This window comes from Bacteroides sp. 2_2_4, assembly GCF_000157055.1.
In the GTDB taxonomy this organism is placed as follows: domain Bacteria; phylum Bacteroidota; class Bacteroidia; order Bacteroidales; family Bacteroidaceae; genus Bacteroides; species Bacteroides ovatus.
In genome coordinates, this window is record NZ_EQ973370.1 from 112,955 (window position 1) to 131,157 (window position 18,203).

Here is an 18,203-nt window from a genome sequence, read left to right on the forward strand (position 1 = left end):
AATTTATGGAAGAGAATACAGAACAGCGAGTAGATTTAACTCTCTTTTCCGAGAAGATACAAGAGTTGAAAGACCGGATTGCTTCCGTCATAGTAGGGCAGGAGCAGACAGTCGATTTGGTACTGACGGCGATTTTGGCGAATGGACACGTATTGATAGAAGGTGTTCCGGGAGTTGCGAAGACACTGTTGGCCCGTTTGACAGCTCGTCTGATTGATGCAGACTTCAGTCGTGTTCAGTTCACTCCGGACTTAATGCCAAGTGACGTATTAGGTACGACTGTGTTTAATATGAAAACGAATGGTTTTGATTTTCATCAGGGACCGATTTTTGCGGATATTGTATTGGTCGATGAAATCAACCGTGCTCCTGCCAAGACACAAGCTGCCTTGTTTGAGGTAATGGAAGAGCGCCAGATCAGTATTGATGGAACGACTCACCGGATGGGAGATCTTTATACGATTTTGGCTACCCAGAATCCGGTAGAGCAGGAGGGAACATACAAACTTCCCGAAGCACAACTCGACCGTTTTCTGATGAAGATAACGATGGATTATCCTTCATTGGAAGAGGAAGTGAATATCTTGGAACGTCATCATACCAATGCCGCATTGGTGAAGTTGGACGACATCACTCCCGCTATTACCAAGGAAGAACTGCTGTCGCTTCGTGCTTTCATGAATCAAGTATTCGTAGACCGCACGTTACTTCAATATATCGCATTGATTGTACAGCAGACCCGTACCAGTAAGGCCGTATATTTGGGAGCTTCTCCACGTGCATCTGTAGCCATGCTGCAATCGTCAAAAGCGTATGCTCTTTTGCAGGGACGTGATTTTGTGACACCGGAAGATATCAAGTTTGTAGCTCCTTATGTACTTCAGCACCGTCTGATCCTGACTGCGGAAGCTGAAATGGAAGGCTATTCACCGGTGAAAGTGACACAACGCTTAATTGATAAAGTGGAAGTCCCGAAATGAAAAGATTTATGATTTATGAATTCTGATTTATGATTTGGGCTGCGCGTTGGATGTCTGACCCTATTCATAACATAAATCGAAGAAATCATAAATCGTAAATTATAAACTGTACGTAAATTGTAAATTGTAAGTTGAAGAAATCGTAAATCCAAGAAATTATAAATCATAAATCATAAATCATAAATCATTTGTTTCTAACTCGTCGTTTCTATATTGCCCTTGTCCTGGTTATCCTGTTGTTGGGTAGCGGATATGTTTTTGCTCCGTTCTTTGTTATCGGGCAGTGGGCACTCTTTGTCTTGCTTTTGGTGGTACTGGCAGACGTATATTCTCTTTATCGTATTCGTGGAATCCGTGCTTTCCGTCAGTGTGCCGACCGTTTCTCTAATGGCGACGAAAATGAAGTAAGTATTCGAGTAGAAAGTAGTTATCCGCATCCTGTATCTTTAGAAATCATAGATGAGATCCCTTTTATCTTTCAGAAACGTGATGTCGACTTTCAGGTGAAGCTTGGAGCAAACGAGGGAAAAACAGTTACCTATCGTCTTCGACCTACTCATCGTGGCGTTTACTCTTTCGGTCATATCAGAGTTTTTGTGACCGGAAAAATCGGCTTTATATCCCGGCGCTATACTTGTGCAGAACCTTTGGATATCAAAGTGTACCCGTCATATCTGATGCTCCATCAATATGAATTGCTGGCAATAAGTGATAATCTGACAGAATTGGGAATAAAACGTATTCGCCGGGTTGGGCATCATACGGAGTTTGAGCAGATTAAAGAGTATGTAAAGGGGGATGATTACCGTACGATTGACTGGAAAGCAAGTGCCCGCCGGCATGAACTTATGGTGAATGTGTACCAAGACGAACGCTCACAGCAGATTTATAATGTGATCGATAAAGGTAGAGTGATGCAGCAAGCTTTCTGTGGAATGACCTTGCTGGATTATGCAATTAATGCTTCGCTGGTGCTTTCGTATGTTGCCATGCGGAAAGAAGATAAAGCCGGATTAGTGACTTTCGATGAACACTTCGATACTTTTGTGCCTGCTTCCAAGCAATCGGGATATATGCAGACATTGCTGGAAAGTCTTTATAGCCAGCAGACCACTTTTGGGGAGACAGACTTCTCGGCTCTTTGCGTTCATTTGAACAAACATGTCAGTAAACGTAGCCTGCTGGTACTATATACTAACTTCTCGAGCATAGGAGGAATGAACCGTCAATTATCTTACCTGAAACAACTAAACCGCCAGCACCGTTTGCTCGTAGTCTTTTTTGAAGATGTCGATTTGAAGGAATATATCGCCCAACCGGCAAAAGATACGGAAGGGTATTATCGGCACGTGATTGCAGAAAAGTTCGCTTACGAGAAGCGGCTGATTGTATCTACTTTGAAACAACATGGCATCTATTCTTTATTAACTACACCGGAGAATCTTTCGATTGATGTGATTAATAAGTATCTGGAGATGAAGTCACGACAACTACTATGATAAGTCTTTTATAATTTGTTCAACTGTCTCTTTTAAAGGAGGAAGATGTTTTCTTCTTTAAGCGTATATTCCATCTCTTGCTATTCTTTGGGAAATAAGTGAACGGAGGTTTTTACGCAAACGAAGGAGGTCTATTTTGCAGTTACATATACGTTCCAGTTCTTCTTTAATATCAAACATAATAAAAGGGTCCGGATCCTTTAGTTCAACAAAAACATCCAAATCACTCTCTTCATGTTGCTCTCCACGGGCAACAGAACCAAAAATACCAATAGAAATAATTCCATATTTCTCGGCAAACTGTTGTTTGAATTGGCGAATTTTTGTAAGATATTCATTGGTTGTTTTCACTTTTCTATCCTCCTTTCATACAAAAATAGTAAAAAATGGGAAGAAAACAAAAGGATTCTCTTAAAAACATATTATCCTCCTATGGCTTTCCGTGTTTCCACAAAGAAGAATACAGCCATTCCAATGATGATAATTCCCAGTATTCCATAGAAGAGCCTTGCCCGGTTGCGTCCTACATTCCGGACAATGGTTTGTGCGTTGCGCGTTGTAAAGAACCAGTCCCAGTTCAGCAATGACGCCAGCAGGGAGACGATTCCTGCCAGCGCAAAGATTCCTTGTACGATATATTGTCCGGTCATAGTCTGATTACTCTATTTCCGTTTTCCAGTTCTTCAATCGTTACTTTTACGGCATTTCCCGGAAGTAGTTCTTCTACCAGTTCCGGCCATTCGATAAAGCAGAGAGCGCCACTGTAGAAATAGTCTTCGTAACCCATGTCGTACACTTCGCTTAGCTTCTTGATGCGGTAAAAATCAAAGTGATAGATTAACTCTCCGGTTTCGTCCGAACGGTATTCGTTGACAATAGCAAAAGTAGGAGAAGTGATAACATCCGTTACGCCCAATGCTTCGCAAAGTGCTTTGACGAATGTCGTTTTGCCGGCACCCATCTTTCCGTATAAAGCAAATACAGTGTTGTCGCCCATAGCAGCGATAAATTCACGGGCTGCTTCATGGATACTTTCCAGTGATTGAATTTTGATTTCCATATACTATCTATTATTATGACTTTTTCCTGCAACAACTCTTTCCGATTTTACAAACGGCGTAAATCAAGATAGAGAAGAATATGATGGAAGCTCCCGAAGGGACTTTCCAGTGATAAGAAATAAATAATCCACCCAGGCAGCCCAAGAAACCGATGCCAATTGATAACCAGATAATCTTCTTGAAACTATAGGTGAACAAGTTGGCTGTCATCTGTGGAATGGTGAGAAGAGAAATGGCCAATACGATGCCTACCATTCGCAGGCAGGCTACAATGGTCAGTGCGATGAACATCATCAGTACATATTCAAAAATCTCTACCGGAATCTTTTGCGAACGTGCAAACTCACGGTCAAAGGCAATATATACGATAGGGCGGATAAACAGATAAAAGAATCCGGTCAGTATGAGTGCCAATATGCCGAGCATCCATAAGTCGATTTGGTTGATGGTCAGTATATTGCCGAAGAGGTAAGCCGACAGGTCGGGCGCAAATCCCGGTGACAGGAAGCTGAACATAATTCCGAGTGCCATCCCTAACGTCCAGAATACTGCAATGGCAGAATCTTCGCGCATATCTTTCCGTCTGCTAAGCCATTCGACGCCAAAAGCAGATAATACCGAGAATACGGCTGCCGAGAGTATCGGAGAAATTCCGGCAAACAATCCTAACCCGATCCCTCCGAAAGAAGCATGAGTGATTCCTCCGCTGATAAATACCAGGCGGCGGGTTACAATATATGTACCGATAATCCCACAGGCAATGCTTGCCAGCAGACTTCCCAATAGGGCGTGTTGAAAGAATGTATATTGTAGTAAATCCATCACATCACCTGTCATCTGCCTTTTTTACTTCTATGTTTCTTCTTTCTCCGATAATCAGAAAAACTTCGTCTTTGAGATCATCCGGTAGTTCAATGCCACGGAGCTGAAGGCTACGTACCCATCCGGCCACTTCTACATCCAGTGTCGTATACAATACATCCCGAAACATTTCTGTTTCTTCTTCTGTATACGCATCTCCTGCCTTGCCAATGAACTGGTCCAGTTCTTCGTCATCGTAATATTCTATCTTTTTGCTGACAGCTGCCAGCAGGCTATCCCGTTCGCATACTTCGTGTTGTCCGCAGCATTCCACATCTACTTCCTTCACTTCCGGCATACGGTCCAGTTCGCCCTTTTCTATTTTCTTTTGCAGTCTTTTGTTGCGGATAATTCCGGCTATCAGCGCAATGACACCCAGCAACACCAGACTTATAATAAGTATCCACATGACAATATAACAGTTACGAATCAAATTTGTGCAAAGTTACTTATAAATTTGTATTCTATCGTGTATGCTATCTATTTCTTTCGTACTTTTGTATGTTACTAACTCAAATATAAGATGAAAAGACAGAGTATATTATTCGTTCGGAGTATGTGGGTGGTTATCTTATTCACTACCCTTGCTGCCTGTAAAGATACGGATAACAGAGTGTTTGGAGATGATTTTGAATTTCCGGCATTGACAGATGAAAACACGATTCGCTTTACAGTGAATGTTGTAGGAGACTGGCGGCAGTTGGACATTGTAGCAAGTGGGGGACGAATGGTGATAGATTGGGGAAACGGTCGTATACAGAAAATAGAAGATCCTTCTTCAATGAGTGGCGGAGTGGTATATAGATATGGAAATAAAGGATTATATGAAGTGAGGATTTGGGCTGAAGAGCTGCAGCTTATCGATATAAGTGGTTTGCTTCTTCCTTTGAGTCATCTTTATTTGGGAAATATGCCGCGAATGAAATCACTGGCTTTGAATAGCATTTCTGATACTCGCGAATTGGACTTGAATACCTTCTGTCCTAATGTGGAAAGTATTAATATCGGTAGTTTCGCTGATTTGGAGCATTTGGAGATTGAGGATTGTTTCCGATTGCGATCTATACAAGTTTATTCTAATCCCAAATTGACTTCAATAGAGTTTGGTAGTCATCCGGAAGCGGAAAGTTTATATTGTTCTTATAATGGTTTTTCTTCCCTTTCCCTTAAAAGCTTGCCGGCATTGCGCGATATTGATTTGAGTTCTAATGAAGTATTGTCACATCTGGAATTGAACGAGAAGACTTCAATTTCTGCGATATTGATACAAGGATGTGCTTTCCAATCAATTACTGATATATTGAAATGTTGCCCTTCTTTAAGGGAATTAAGTTGCTCATACAACAAATTGACCGAACTTGATCTGTCCGATAACTCTAATATTAGTGAATTGCGTTGTGAACATAATCAGCTAACTCGTTTAATGGTACCGCAAGGAAGTCTGTTAGAACATCTTTATTGTCACTCGAATCAATTGGATGAGGATGCCTTGAATACACTGTTTGATTCCTTGGGGCAAGTGCTGGAACCTGCTATTTATTATCCGACTCCTCCCCGGCAATATCGGATTTCTTTTAATGATAATCCGGGAGCAGATGATTGTAATAGAAATATCTTGAATGATAAAAACTGGATAGTTGAAAATAAGTAAAGTATGGACGATTGTTTCTTAAATCTTATATACATCATGAAGAAAAACATTCTGCTTCTCTCTTTTTTGTGTAATTTTTCATTGTTGTTATCTGCCCAAACTAACGTAGAAAAAGGGTTGCAGAGTATCAACCGTTCCTCTGCCGAAGCTACTATCAACTTTTTGGCTAGTGATGAATTGCAAGGGCGTGAGGCAGGTTTTCATGGTTCACGTGTGACCTCGGAGTATATTGTTTCCTTACTTCAATGGATGGGAGTATCACCTTTGGCTGACAGCTATTTCCAGCCTTTTGATGCTTACCGTAAAGAACGTCAGAAAAAAGGACGTCTGGAAGTACATCCTGATTCCATAGCAAAACTGAAACAGGAAGTTCATCAGAAGCTTTCCATGAGGAATGTATTGGGAATGATTCCCGGTAAAAATACCAAAGAATATGTGATTGTGGGGGCTCACTTCGACCATTTAGGCATTGATCCTGCACTCGATGGCGACCAAATATACAATGGTGCTGACGATAATGCTTCCGGTGTATCGGCAGTGCTGCAAATTGCAAGAGCCTTTTTAGCCAGTGGACAGCAACCCGAAAGAAATGTAATCTTTGCTTTTTGGGATGGAGAAGAAAAAGGACTGCTTGGCTCTAAATATTTTGTACAAACTTGTCCTTTCCTATCTCAAATCAAAGGCTATCTGAACTTTGACATGATTGGCCGTAACAACAAACCTCAACAACCTAAACAAGTCGTTTATTTCTACACAGCCGCCCATTCGGTCTTTGGGGATTGGTTGAAAGAGGATATCAGAAAATACGGTTTGCAATTGGAACCGGATTACCGCGCCTGGGAAAATCCGATAGGAGGAAGTGATAATGGTTCGTTTGCCAAAGTAGGTATTCCGATCATCTGGTATCATACGGACGGGCATCCTGATTATCACCAGCCTTCCGATCATGCCGACCGATTGAATTGGGATAAGATAGTGGAAATCACTAAAGCCTCTTTTCTCAATATGTGGAAGATGGCAAATGAGAAGTCCTTTTAATGAAGCAGATAAAATACAATCCTGATAATTAACGGGAAAAGTCAGGATTGTATTTCTTATTTTTTGAGTATTCTTTTTAAATAGTCGATAGTTGGCAAATTCACAGTCTCAAAACTTCCTTTATAAAATACAGCAAAATTATTAAAAACACACGGTAACTCTTTTGCTTTCTGTAGCGTATCTACTTGAATAAAAGAAACAGGGACATCATTTGTTTCACAATATTGTTTGATCATTTCAATGTATTTATAGATGTAGGGGCATTGCATATCATAATAAATCGTCAGTTCCTCACTTTCTATTTTCAGATTTTTGGCATTTGGCGCAAATTGCGGTACTGTTCCGTCGAAAGAAAGAGCAAGCAATTCATATCCGTTATCAGTAGTGTCAACAACCTCAAAACCAAATTTCTTTGCAAATGATTGGTCGGAAAGCCAGCTCTTCTGTTTTTTTGCCCCAAGCATACAAATGCCGGATCTACCTTTTTCTTTGGCATCGGCTATACAGTACTCTATTAATGCTTTCCCATATCCGTTTCCTCGGGGGCTACCTAGCACCCATAAACAATACAGATAATAATAGTTGTCGCCGATGACGGGAACCCAAGCTGTTTCAAGAGGGGCATATTCAATAAAAACAGTAGCTTTGGCGTTTAACTTTCTAAAGACATGGCCTTCATTCAGCCGGTCGGAAAGCCATTGCCGTTTTGCTTCAATACCAGGATGAGACTTTTTGCTGCGGATGATGCAGCATAAATGCTCATTAGAAAGATTTTCTGTTGTTAAGTTTGTAAAGTCAGTATTCATATACACCTTTGTTTCAAGTTAGATATTATCAATCGGATAGTGTAGTAATTGTAATACTTGATTAGCCCGGTTGACAGATAAGCAAATACAAATGTAGTGAATTTTGCGGATAATCTCTGTTGGGTGACTATGGAAATCACAAAGACTTTTTATACATCTGCAGAGGATGTTGAACGAGAACTCATGCGAATGTAAAACTTCATTGCCTAACTTAGGATTAGATTGACCGCAGTTCTACCTAATCTGGAGCGAGACAATGAAGTTTATAAAAATAAAAAGATAACAGATATATAATATTAAGGTCGATATATTTGCAAACTCAAAGAGTTGTTCTTTTATCTTTTTATTATTCTACAGGTTGTGCGCCAGTGTCGCCTTCAATCTTCCATCCCGGGTTCTGATAAACGACTGAACTTGTAAAATCATTCTTATCCGAGGCTGTCTGACGAAATACAGCCATACCTATCGGATTCAGATAATGAGCAGGTGTAAAGAGGAATCCCTTCTGCCCGGCAATCAGATTATTCTTCGTGATTTTTTCGTATGGAAGAATATATTTACTTAAATCAGGTGAGGACATATTACCTTCTGCCGGATCTACTTTACATAAATCTGCCAGTTGCGTTTCATAGTTGCTTCCCCAGTATAGCATACCTTCTACACGGTAAGGTTTGGATATCAACTGGTCGCATGCACGCCAGCGTTTCAAGTCTTCCCAGCGCAAAGCTTCTGCACAAAGTTCGTTACGGCGTTCACGGCGGATATTATATAACGTCGCGTCTATCAATTGGCCATGAGAATAAGCACCGAAATCGCCTTTAGCCTCTTCGCTCATCTGTGTTGCAGCGATTGTCTTATTATAGTCTTCGTCCACTTTGGCGCGTCGGCGTAAAGCTTTCCAATATCCGTCGGCTGTTCCGTCGATTCTACCATTTTTTTCATACGAAGCTTCCATGTAAATCAACATGGCTTCTGCCGCACGGAAAACAATACCACCTGATGTTCCCGCACTATGGTCATTTGCCATGTGACTGGAGTAGTGTTTGCCTTTTTTGATGATGAATCCGGTTGTTGCCAAACTTCCTTTATCGCCATAAATGAAACGGATTGAGCAATAACTGGGAGTTCCGTCATCACCGTAATAATTCACATCACCTTTATTTTCGGTGTTGGCATCACCCGGCTTTTTGGTAAAGATAACAATGCGTGAATCACGATTCTGTAAAGTGGAATTTACTCCTTCTTTCTCCCAATCGGGATTATAATCGGAACCGGCTGCATAGATGGGAAGCCCATTGCGCATCAGGAATGAATTGACCATGCCACGAGTCCATCCGGAACCACCGCCATTGCGTGCCAACTCCATTTGCAAGTTGCTGGTTACCAATCCTTCCTTGAACTGTTTCCACATCAGTATTTCATCATATCCTTCCATGTTTTCATCGCAGAACATGGTGTAGTAAGGATTGATGGAAACCAGACTGGCGTTCATACCTTCGGGGGTATCGGTATTGTCTGCCAGTTTTCCGACGATATAGTCGCCTACCACTTTTGATGACTTCATTGCTTCATCAAGAAAATAAGCCACTTCTGCATCACTATTAAAACCGCTTACATCTGCGGGATTACCCGGCCATCCTTTTCCACCGGGTACAAAAGCTGTTCCTTTGTGATACTTTTCCCAAGTTGCTTCGAAGAGGGCAACGCGTGCACGTAGCAAGTGAGCTACGTTTTTGCTGATGCGATTCTTGCCACCGGGACTTTTATCAAGCAACAATTCTGTTGCTTTTTGCAAATCGTCCAGAATGAAGCGTGCCACCTTATTACGCGGCTGGCGCTTGCTGGATTCCACCAAGGTCTCTTCTATGTCGGGCAATGCAGTAGTGATAATAGGCAGATCTCCTAAAGAAACCAGTAATTTATAATAATTGTATGCCCGGATCACGTACATTTCTCCGATATAATGCTTCACATTATCCTGATTGCCGGTAATAGTGCCGGCTTCGAATTTCGGTAAAGTATTATCAAAGAAATAGTTGCAGGTTCGTATTTTACTCCAGTCCCATTCGCCTTCACCTGACGGCACCTTCTTTTGCCCGGGTATCCAGAAGGCCGGTGAGTCACCACTGGCTTGGTTATCAGTATCATTATCTTTGCCGAAGAAATTGATGCCATACGCATCGGTCACTGTTTCAAATGGGTAAGCATTGATTGTGTATGCAGCCAGATCACTTTCGGATGCAAAATATTTTTCGGGAATTACTTTATCCAGTGGTTCCCTGTCGAGAAAATCATTGCAACCGGTCAGTCCGCCCAATAGCAATGTTCCTATTGTCAAAAGTTTAATATGTTTTTTCATAATCGTTTATCATTTAAAATGTTGCACTTAAACCGAATGATACAGTCTTGGATAGCGGATAGGTACATCCGTCCCAGTTGCCGATGCCAACAGTTTCGGGGTCAAACGTATCGGCCAGACTGGTAATAGTAAATAAATTCTCTGCTGAAACAAAGAATCGCAGATTGTTTACGCAGAATTTCTCTGTCAAAGATTTAGGTAATGTATAACCTAAAGTAACGTTTTTCAGACGGCAGTAAGCCGCATTTTGCAAATATCGGGTCTGTGGATTACGGTTTCTATCATTCTCGAGAGGACGCGGATAATAACCACCCAGGTTAGCTCCTAGCGGATTAGTCGTATCTTCTCCGCGGAAATAGTCCAGATGAGGTTTGAAAAAGTTGGTTTGCCAGTAGCCTACTGCTCCCCAGAACATTGTAGAACCACTCCCCGGCATATAATCACGTTTCATCGTTCCTTGGAAAAATAATTTAAGGTCGAACCCTTTCCAGGCGGCATCCAGATTCAAACCAAAGTTGTAGCGTGGTGTACTGTTGCCTATTTTCTTCAAATCACCATGATCAGCCAGTGTTTTGTTACCTCTGCTGATCTGGCCGTCACCGTTCAAATCCGCATACATGATGTCACCTGCTCCCCAGCCGGAACCGAGTACATCCTGTGCGCCATTGGGCATACCGGCCAAATGATCTTTCATCTCTTGATCGGTCTTTGCGATGCCGATTGTTTGGAATCCCCATATATCACCTACGTGAGCACCTGCATAATACGTATTATTATTGTCTTTATCTAAAATTGTGTTTGACGGATTGGGGTATTTATCAATAACCACTTGATTGTCTGACAAAGATAAGGTAACTCCATACTTAAAGTCGCGTATCTGGTCGCGCCAGTTCACCTGTATTTCCCAACCTTTGGAAGTCATATCGAGGTTGTTTACTTTGGGAACGGCAATGCCTAAGAGGTTGGGTAGTTCGGGGGCGGGGCCTACCATGTTTTTAGATTTACGCTGGAAATAGTCGAATGTTACATTCAAACGATTGTTGAGCATAGATAAGTCGAAACCTAAATCCAGTGTTTGCGTCTTTTCCCATGTCAGTAAGGAAGATACCAGCGCAGATTCTTTGGAAATATTTGGTTTTACGCCATTTACCAGCCAACTGCCTAGTGCGTAATTGCCCCATTGGTCTTTGTTAATATCAATAGTTCGATAGAATGGATACCAGTTATCTGTGTTTTGGTTGCCCAATTCACCCCATGAACCACGTATCTTGAATGTGCTGATTAAATCGGTCAGATCTTCAAAAAATGCTTCACGGGCCATGTTCCATCCTAAGGAGAATGATGGGAACAGATTCCAGCGGTTATCTCGAAGGAAACGTGAAGTGCCGTCATATCTCATATTTACTTCAGCCAGATAACGTCCTTTGTAGTCGTAATTAACACGTCCGAAGAAGCCGGCTGTAGCCCATTCGGAGTACCCTCCTCTGTTTTGTGCATTTGTCTGCGTGGTGTTCAAGGTAGCCACTTCCGACATGATACCGTCTTGGGAAGCGGTAATATCACGTTGTTTGAATAGTTCGCTCTGAAAACCCAGCATCACTTTAAAGTTGTGCCCGCTTTCTAATGATTTGCCGTATTCGGTAAAGATGTTCGGATTGAAGAAATTACTCTTATAAGCATATTCTGTAACGCTGGAAGTTTGATTGGCAATAATGTAGGGATTTTTACTCACATCATAACCATAAACGGTTTGATAATCGGTATGGTTGAAATTATAGTTGGAACGGTAGTTCAATTCTACGTTAATTTTCCAGTCTTTGATGGGTTCCACGATGAAAGCAAGCTGGTGTGCCATCACGTCTTTTTGTGATTTATATCGGCCTCCTTCTGTTAATTGGTAAATCTTGGATTCGACAGTATAGAATCCGTTTGGGTCTACTACCGGAATGACAGGCCAGTAGCGGCATACATCGAAATAGAATACATTACTTTTGATATCGCCTCCGGCAAATGAAGGAGCTTCATAATCCGTCCGGTTAAAACGCATACTATAGCTTATTTTCAACCATTTGGTTAAGTCCGCATTGATTTTTGCAGTAAAGGAGTAGCGTTGTTTGTTATCATCTCCAAACTTCAAGAGACCTCCTTGGTCCAGATAATTCGCAGAAAGATAATATTGTATTTTATCCGTTCCACCATTTACGCTCAATGAATGCTCGTGGGTAAAGCTATTACCAAATAACGTTTTTAACCAGTCGGTATTGCCGGTAGGCATCACGTCTTGCCGTTGGGGATCATCGAATGAATTCCATCTTCCCGCATCGGTCGGCCACATATATTGTGTGCTTTTTCCTGCCTGAAAATCCAGAATTTGTTGAAGTTTGGTGGCGCTATACATGGGAGTCTGTCCACCATTAGTTAACTGGTCATTGACTGCCAGAGCAAAATTGTATGAATCCGCCATTTCAGGCATATTCAAGGGAGATACAAAACGGAAGTTGTTATTATAGTTAACTACCGTTTTTCCCGACTTACCTTTCTTTGTTGTAATCAGGATGACTCCACCTGGTGCCCGCGAGCCATAAATGGAGGAAGCGGCTGCATCTTTCAGTACAGAAATATTCTCAATGTCCTGTGGATTGATAGCGTTCATGTCTCCCTCCATACCGTCAATGAGCACCAATGGTTCTACCTTTGAACCAGCTCCAATTGTTCCAACACCACGAATATTGAATTTTTTGTCTGAACCTAAGGAGCCACCACCATCACCAGTAGAGATATTCATACCCGGAACCATACCTTGCAAAGCTTCTATGGTAGAGTTAACGGGACGTGCCGAAATTTCTTTTGCTCCTACCGTAGATACAGATCCTGTTACATTCACTTTCTTTTGTGTGCCAAAAGCAACCACAACAACTTCATCCAATGTTTGTGTATTGTCTTTAAGGATGATATTCAATGATTGTCCTGTGAATTTGATTTCTTGAGTCTGATAACCAACAAAAGAGACTACAATAATATCTCCGGTTTTTACATTGTTTAAAGAGAAGTCACCGTTGATTCCGGTGATTGTACCGTTCGTCGTACCTTTGGCTACGACGGATGCACCGATGATGGTTTCACCTGCTGCATCTTTTACTACACCCTTACAAGTAGTACCCTGTTGTACAACGGAAACTTTTAGAGTGCTTTCACCAGTTTCCGGATAAGCTGCTTCTACTGACATTGTCAGTAGGAACAACAACATACTAACTGACTTTAGTTGTTTTAACATAGCATTGAATTTAGAGTTTTTCCTAGAATCCGGAATTACTTTTAATAAGTTCTTTCAGAACTTATTCCGTGCGTAAAACGTTGGATTCAAAGCCTTAAATTCAAAAAAAGAGTCATCTTTTAAGCGATCTTTTCTACTTGTTTTATACCCATTTTATATCTATTTCGTACCTGTTTGTGTTAGATGAAATAACAAGGATGATGAAATAAACAAGTAGTTTCATTTCAATATGAAGATAAAATACGGCTTTGGGTATTCTTAAAAAGAAAAAATGAATGAGAATTTGATATTATTTTTGAAAATACATGCTATGTATTAAAATATATTATATATTTGTGCCGTTAATTCTAATTTTATAAACCATCCTAGTTCTGAAAGAACTTATTTTTTCATCATTGATTACTGAACCCTAAAAGTGTCCTCCAATTGTAAGAGAGCTGTTTATTTGTGAGTTAGCTATTATCATTAATATGATTCCCGTACAGACTTATATACATAACTAGAATTTGGTAGATACCAATATCTGTATAAACAGTTGGGGCAGGTGTTTTTTTATTAGATTTACTTAGACAAATATGTGTTGGCTATGGAGTATCTATCATTACATCCGGCAATAAATAGCAGATGGCAACAGACGAAACAGGATAGTTACATATCTCCATCTTTTGGAAATGAAAGCTACTTTTTTCTTTTTAGAAATAGCCTTTTTAATTTGTTTCACAGCTTTATCAACGGGAGTAACCCAAAACAATCCTTCTCCTTTTGCCATAGCGGTGTCTACAAATCCGGGACGAATATCGGTAGTGTAAATAGAATAAGGAGATTTAGTTGCTTTTTGTCGTAATCCTTCCATATAGTTGATTTGATAGGCTTTCGACGCATTGTAGGCGGGAGCGATGCCACTGCCGCGTGTACCTCCAACAGAGGAAATAGTAACCAGATGCCCGCTTTTTTGCTGTTCGAAATATCGGAAACCCCAGTCTGCGATGTTGGTGAATCCTATCACGTTCGTTAGTAAGGTAGGTTCTTCCAATTGGTAGGAGAGTTCGGGGTTTAGTTCTCCGGTCCCGGCACAGATAATCAATATATCCATTCCACCCATTTTTTGAGTGAGAGTTTCGAGGGATGAAATGGTAGCTTGTGTATCGGTGATGTCGCACACTTGATAGAATAGTTTGTCTTTGTCCCGGGCGCATACCTCTTCTAATAGATTTTCCCTGCGACCGGTAATGCCGATAAGATAATCTTCTTGAGAATAGACTTCTGCCAATCCACGACCGATGCCGGAAGTTGCACCTATAATTATAATTTTTTTCATGAAATACAATATACTTTGTTTGCCCGCAAAAGTAAGGGTAGAGAATAAATAAACTCTTGATTGAAATCAAGAATTTATTTTTGTACGACTTTTCTTCGGATACGACTTAATGTTTCGGGACGAATCAGAAGATAGGAAGCCAGTTCTTTTAAAGTTATCAGTTTCAGTAAGTCGGGACAACGGTTGATAATTTCAAGATAGCGTTCTTCCGGTGTCAGGCTGTACATTGAAATCATCCGGTCGTAGACTTCCCACAATAACGTTTCTGCGATGCGGCGTCCTAACTTTTGGTGAACGTCGTTGGTATCGTAGAAGTCTGCCATTTGCTGGTAATTGATTACGTATACCGAGCAGTGACACAAGGCTTGTATATCTACATTTGATTGGTCCTGTAACTGAAAAGCCGGATAGTTGCCAACAAAAGAATGATCGAAAGTATAGCCTACAATGCTGCTCTCGCCTACACTGTTGGTGCAACAGTACCGGAAAGAACCGGAACTGACGAACCCCATTGTTTTACATACTTCTCCCTGGCGGGAAAAGTAGTCTCCTTTCTTATAATAAGTCTGCTTCCCCTGTTGTAATACAAAATCTACAATAGGGGAGTAGTTGATGTGGGAAGTATATTTGTTGAAATCTTCCACAGCGTATGAAAATTAGCCTTCGTTTATAACCTGAAATCCAGCCTGTTTCAAATCTTCCCAATATCCGGGATATGATTTGGTAACGACTTGCGGATTGGCAATAAGTAAATTGGGATGGCGGATAATTGCCGGTGCAAATGCCATTGCCATCCGATGGTCTTCGTAGGTTTCAATCACCGGAGTTTCTTCCGGTTCACATCGTTCGCCATTCCACATTAATATACTGTCATTTTCTTCCTCGATCACATATCCCAGTTTTTTAAGCTCGGCTCGCAGGGCGGCAATACGGTCAGTCTCTTTTATTTTCAGGCTTTGTAATCCGGTGAAACGGAAAGGGATATTCAGCAAGGCACAGGTAACAACGAATGTCTGTGCCAAATCCGGAATGTCGACAAAGTCTTCTTCCAGTCTTTCCGGCGCTTTGCCTGTTTTTTTCAGTTTCACACCTTGTGATGTAAATTCGGTAGTTATACCTAAGCGTGAGAAAACTTCTGCTCCCCGGCTATCTCCCTGATAACTGTTAGGAAACAACCCCAATAATTCAATTTCTGCTTTGGGAGATAAGGCGGCAATCTGATACCAATAGGAAGCTGCGCTCCAGTCACTTTCCACTTTGAAAGGAATGCTCTGATAGAGTTGTGGAGCAACGGAAATGCTATTGGGAGAAGTCCATGCAGCTTTGGCTCCAAAGTCCTGCATCAGTTGCAATGTAAGATTGATATAAGGACGGGAAATTATCTCCCCGCTTAAATGCAAAGTCAAACCGTCTTTGAGTGCCGGACCTATCATCAATAGAGCAGATATATATTGGGAACTGACATTTCCTTTCAGTGTTATTTCGTTTCCTTTCAATTCTGCACCTTTGATGCGGAGGGGAGGATATCCTTCATTGCGGGTATACTCTATTTCAGCTCCTAACTCACGAAGCGCATTGACTAATATCTGTATCGGACGTTGCTGCATACGGGCTGTTCCTGTGATTGTCCGTTCCCCCGGGGTCACACTTAAATAGGCGGTAAGGAAACGCATAGCAGTGCCCGCAGCCATGATGTCAATCGTCTCTTTCCCTTCGGTGAGAGCTTTTATCATCACCTGTGTATCGTCACAATCGGACAGGTTTTCAGGAGGATAAATACCTTTGCCCAGCGCATTGATGATTAATGCACGATTACTGATACTTTTAGAAGCCGGCAACTGGATAGTTGCTGTTACTACTGAAGGAGGGATGAGTTTATAGAGCATCATTTCTATTTTCTTTGGTTTGAGATGACAAAAATAGACATAAATTGGTATATATGCAGTTATAAAGTCAGAAAAACAATAGAAAATTTAGAATGGGAAAATTACAATCGTATTTGAAGTAGAGGATAAAATCTCAAGAAATTACAATTGTATTTAAAATAAATGCTATATTTGTGATGTATTGCAATCGTATTTAAAAAGAAGTAGAATGAAAATACCTCGCATAATTAAACAAAGAAACACTTATGTTGACCGCATAAGACCTTTCATGAGGAAAACATTGGTAAAAGTGATGGTCGGTCATCGTCGTGTCGGTAAAAGCTTTATTTTGTATCAACTCATGGAGTTGATACGGAAAGAAGAGAGTGATGCGAATATTATCTATATAAATAAGGAAGATGTCAATTTCATAGATATAAAGACTTATAAAGAACTGAATGATTATATTCTTTCAAAATCGGTAGATGATAGAATGAACTATATTTTTGTCGATGAAATACAGGAAATACAAGATTTCAGGTTGGCTATCCGTTCGTTGGCATTGGATGATAATAATGATATATATGTGACAGGCAGTAATTCAGAGATATTTTCCAGTGATTTAGCGAATGAATTGGGAGGTCGGTATGTTGAATTTGTGGTTTATAGTTTGTCGTATATTGAATTTCTGGATTTCCATGAACTGGAGAATACGGATGCGTCATTGGAGAAATATATTCATTATGGAGGATTGCCTTATCTGATACATTTGCCGATGGAAGAACCTGTTGTTATGGAGTATTTGAGGAGCATTTACTCTACCATTATATTAAAAGATGTGATTCAGAGAAAGAATATAAGGAATACGGTCTTTTTGGAACAACTAGTTTCGTTCTTGGCAGGTAACATTGGCAACTTATTTTCCAGCAAGAGTATTAGTGATTTTCTGAAAAGTCAGAAAGTGGATATTTCTCCTTATGTTGTGAGTGAGTATGCGATGGCATTATCGGATGCTTTTATTGTACATAGGGTAGGAAGGTATGATATTGCCGGAAAGAAATTATTCGAAAGAGGGGAGAAGTATTATTTTGAGAATATGGGGATTCGTAATGTGATTACGGGGTACAAGCCACAGGACAGAGCGATGCGTTTGGAGAACTTGGTTTATAATCATTTGGTATATAGTGGATATGATGTAAAAATCGGGACATTGGGTACGGAAGAAATAGATTTTGTCTGTAAACGGAATGGAGAGATTCTCTATGTGCAAGTCTCTCTTGAACTTTCTAAACAGGAAACTATTGAAAGAGAATTCGGGAATTTATTGAAGATTAAAGATAATTATCCGAAAGTGGTAGTGTCCGGAGAAAAAATGTTTGAAAATACTTATGAAGGGATAGAACATATTTATATTAGAGACTTCTTGTCTTCTGTTTTGTTACATTCCATTACTCGTGTCATTTAATCAAAGAACAACTGTTTTTTCTTTTA

The 18,203-nt window shown here is 40.7% G+C and carries 16 protein-coding genes; 5 read left to right on the plus strand and 11 right to left on the minus strand.

The window, feature by feature from the left end; genetic code table 11:
- The first annotated feature begins 5 nt into the window (after window positions 1-5).
- Both BSCG_RS03440 and BSCG_RS03435 read left to right on the plus strand, forming a co-directional pair.
- Window positions 6-980 (plus strand): AAA family ATPase, encoded by a 975-nt coding sequence (locus BSCG_RS03440; RefSeq protein ID WP_004306583.1) that lies wholly within the window; start codon window positions 6-8, stop codon window positions 978-980.
- Window positions 981-1,168: 188 nt separating this feature from the next.
- Window positions 1,169-2,479, plus strand: coding sequence for a DUF58 domain-containing protein (locus tag BSCG_RS03435; protein ID WP_008777258.1), 1,311 nt, complete (start codon window positions 1,169-1,171; stop codon window positions 2,477-2,479).
- A 57-nt stretch (window positions 2,480-2,536) separates the two neighbouring features.
- Here BSCG_RS03435 and BSCG_RS03430 read toward each other — a convergent pair whose 3' ends face one another.
- The 5 genes from BSCG_RS03430 to BSCG_RS03410 all read right to left on the minus strand — a co-directional run bounded on the left by BSCG_RS03430 (window position 2,537) and on the right by BSCG_RS03410 (window position 4,810).
- Entirely contained in the window at window positions 2,537-2,830 is a 294-nt protein-coding gene (locus tag BSCG_RS03430) for a nucleotidyltransferase family protein (RefSeq protein WP_004299263.1), read from the minus strand.
- Between the two features lie 71 nt (window positions 2,831-2,901).
- A complete protein-coding gene (locus tag BSCG_RS03425; RefSeq protein WP_004299265.1) occupies window positions 2,902-3,129 on the minus strand; it encodes an immunity 17 family protein in 228 nt (75 codons plus the stop codon).
- Complete coding sequence (gene tsaE, locus BSCG_RS03420; protein ID WP_004323470.1) at window positions 3,126-3,539, minus strand: tRNA (adenosine(37)-N6)-threonylcarbamoyltransferase complex ATPase subunit type 1 TsaE; 414 nt, start codon at window positions 3,537-3,539, stop codon at window positions 3,126-3,128. The genes BSCG_RS03425 and tsaE overlap by 4 nt, the downstream gene beginning before the upstream one ends.
- A gap of 13 nt (window positions 3,540-3,552) precedes the next feature.
- Window positions 3,553-4,362, minus strand: a complete 810-nt coding sequence (locus tag BSCG_RS03415) for a metal ABC transporter permease (RefSeq protein WP_004307944.1) — start codon at window positions 4,360-4,362, stop codon at window positions 3,553-3,555.
- A 4-nt stretch (window positions 4,363-4,366) separates the two neighbouring features.
- Window positions 4,367-4,810, minus strand: a complete 444-nt coding sequence (locus tag BSCG_RS03410) for a hypothetical protein (protein WP_004299271.1) — start codon at window positions 4,808-4,810, stop codon at window positions 4,367-4,369.
- Between the two features lie 114 nt (window positions 4,811-4,924).
- Here BSCG_RS03410 and BSCG_RS03405 point away from each other — a divergent pair, with 114 nt between their 5' ends.
- Window positions 4,925-6,052, plus strand: a complete 1,128-nt coding sequence (locus BSCG_RS03405) for a leucine-rich repeat domain-containing protein (protein ID WP_004323465.1) — start codon at window positions 4,925-4,927, stop codon at window positions 6,050-6,052.
- 36 nt (window positions 6,053-6,088) lie between these two features.
- Window positions 6,089-7,090 (plus strand): M28 family metallopeptidase, encoded by a 1,002-nt coding sequence (locus tag BSCG_RS03400; RefSeq protein ID WP_008777260.1) that lies wholly within the window; start codon window positions 6,089-6,091, stop codon window positions 7,088-7,090.
- A gap of 56 nt (window positions 7,091-7,146) precedes the next feature.
- On the opposite strand, the gene BSCG_RS03395 is transcribed toward BSCG_RS03400, so the two are convergent.
- The 6 genes from BSCG_RS03395 to aroA form a co-directional block, all read right to left on the minus strand.
- Window positions 7,147-7,896 (minus strand): N-acetyltransferase, encoded by a 750-nt coding sequence (locus tag BSCG_RS03395; protein ID WP_008640846.1) that lies wholly within the window; start codon window positions 7,894-7,896, stop codon window positions 7,147-7,149.
- Between the two features lie 346 nt (window positions 7,897-8,242).
- Window positions 8,243-10,255 (minus strand): RagB/SusD family nutrient uptake outer membrane protein, encoded by a 2,013-nt coding sequence (locus BSCG_RS03390; protein ID WP_008018909.1) that lies wholly within the window; start codon window positions 10,253-10,255, stop codon window positions 8,243-8,245.
- 13 nt (window positions 10,256-10,268) lie between these two features.
- A complete protein-coding gene (locus tag BSCG_RS03385) occupies window positions 10,269-13,502 on the minus strand; it encodes a SusC/RagA family TonB-linked outer membrane protein (RefSeq protein WP_008018912.1) in 3,234 nt (1,077 codons plus the stop codon).
- Between the two features lie 628 nt (window positions 13,503-14,130).
- The gene (locus tag BSCG_RS03380) at window positions 14,131-14,847 is read right to left on the minus strand and encodes an SDR family NAD(P)-dependent oxidoreductase (RefSeq protein WP_004323455.1); all 717 of its coding nucleotides are present in this window, start codon (window positions 14,845-14,847) and stop codon (window positions 14,131-14,133) included.
- Between the two features lie 74 nt (window positions 14,848-14,921).
- Window positions 14,922-15,491 carry a Crp/Fnr family transcriptional regulator gene (locus tag BSCG_RS03375; protein ID WP_008777263.1) on the minus strand — a complete coding sequence of 190 codons (570 nt, stop codon included), beginning with the start codon at window positions 15,489-15,491 and terminating at the stop codon, window positions 14,922-14,924.
- A 12-nt stretch (window positions 15,492-15,503) separates the two neighbouring features.
- Window positions 15,504-16,733 carry a 3-phosphoshikimate 1-carboxyvinyltransferase gene (gene aroA / locus BSCG_RS03370; RefSeq protein WP_004307950.1) on the minus strand — a complete coding sequence of 410 codons (1,230 nt, stop codon included), beginning with the start codon at window positions 16,731-16,733 and terminating at the stop codon, window positions 15,504-15,506.
- A 208-nt stretch (window positions 16,734-16,941) separates the two neighbouring features.
- On the opposite strand from aroA, the gene BSCG_RS03365 reads away from it, so the two are divergent.
- Window positions 16,942-18,177 (plus strand): ATP-binding protein, encoded by a 1,236-nt coding sequence (locus tag BSCG_RS03365; protein ID WP_004299291.1) that lies wholly within the window; start codon window positions 16,942-16,944, stop codon window positions 18,175-18,177.
- Window positions 18,178-18,203 lie beyond the last annotated feature (26 nt).

Bases quoted from the DNA above. Each gene is read 5' to 3' on its own strand.
- BSCG_RS03405 (WP_004323465.1), top strand. From the start codon at position 4,925: ATGAAAAGACAGAGTATATTATTCGTTCGGAGTATGTGGGTGGTTATC.
- BSCG_RS03395 (WP_008640846.1), bottom strand. From the start codon at position 7,896: ATGAATACTGACTTTACAAACTTAACAACAGAAAATCTTTCTAATGAG.
- BSCG_RS03390 (WP_008018909.1), bottom strand. From the start codon at position 10,255: ATGAAAAAACATATTAAACTTTTGACAATAGGAACATTGCTATTGGGC.
- BSCG_RS03380 (WP_004323455.1), bottom strand. From the start codon at position 14,847: ATGAAAAAAATTATAATTATAGGTGCAACTTCCGGCATCGGTCGTGGA.
- BSCG_RS03415 (WP_004307944.1), bottom strand. From the start codon at position 4,362: ATGGATTTACTACAATATACATTCTTTCAACACGCCCTATTGGGAAGT.
- BSCG_RS03425 (WP_004299265.1), bottom strand. From the start codon at position 3,129: ATGACCGGACAATATATCGTACAAGGAATCTTTGCGCTGGCAGGAATC.
- aroA (WP_004307950.1), bottom strand. From the start codon at position 16,733: ATGCTCTATAAACTCATCCCTCCTTCAGTAGTAACAGCAACTATCCAG.
- BSCG_RS03385 (WP_008018912.1), bottom strand. From the start codon at position 13,502: ATGTTGTTGTTCCTACTGACAATGTCAGTAGAAGCAGCTTATCCGGAA.
- tsaE (WP_004323470.1), bottom strand. From the start codon at position 3,539: ATGGAAATCAAAATTCAATCACTGGAAAGTATCCATGAAGCAGCCCGT.
- BSCG_RS03365 (WP_004299291.1), top strand. From the start codon at position 16,942: ATGAAAATACCTCGCATAATTAAACAAAGAAACACTTATGTTGACCGC.
- BSCG_RS03400 (WP_008777260.1), top strand. From the start codon at position 6,089: ATGAAGAAAAACATTCTGCTTCTCTCTTTTTTGTGTAATTTTTCATTG.
- BSCG_RS03410 (WP_004299271.1), bottom strand. From the start codon at position 4,810: ATGTGGATACTTATTATAAGTCTGGTGTTGCTGGGTGTCATTGCGCTG.
- BSCG_RS03440 (WP_004306583.1), top strand. From the start codon at position 6: ATGGAAGAGAATACAGAACAGCGAGTAGATTTAACTCTCTTTTCCGAG.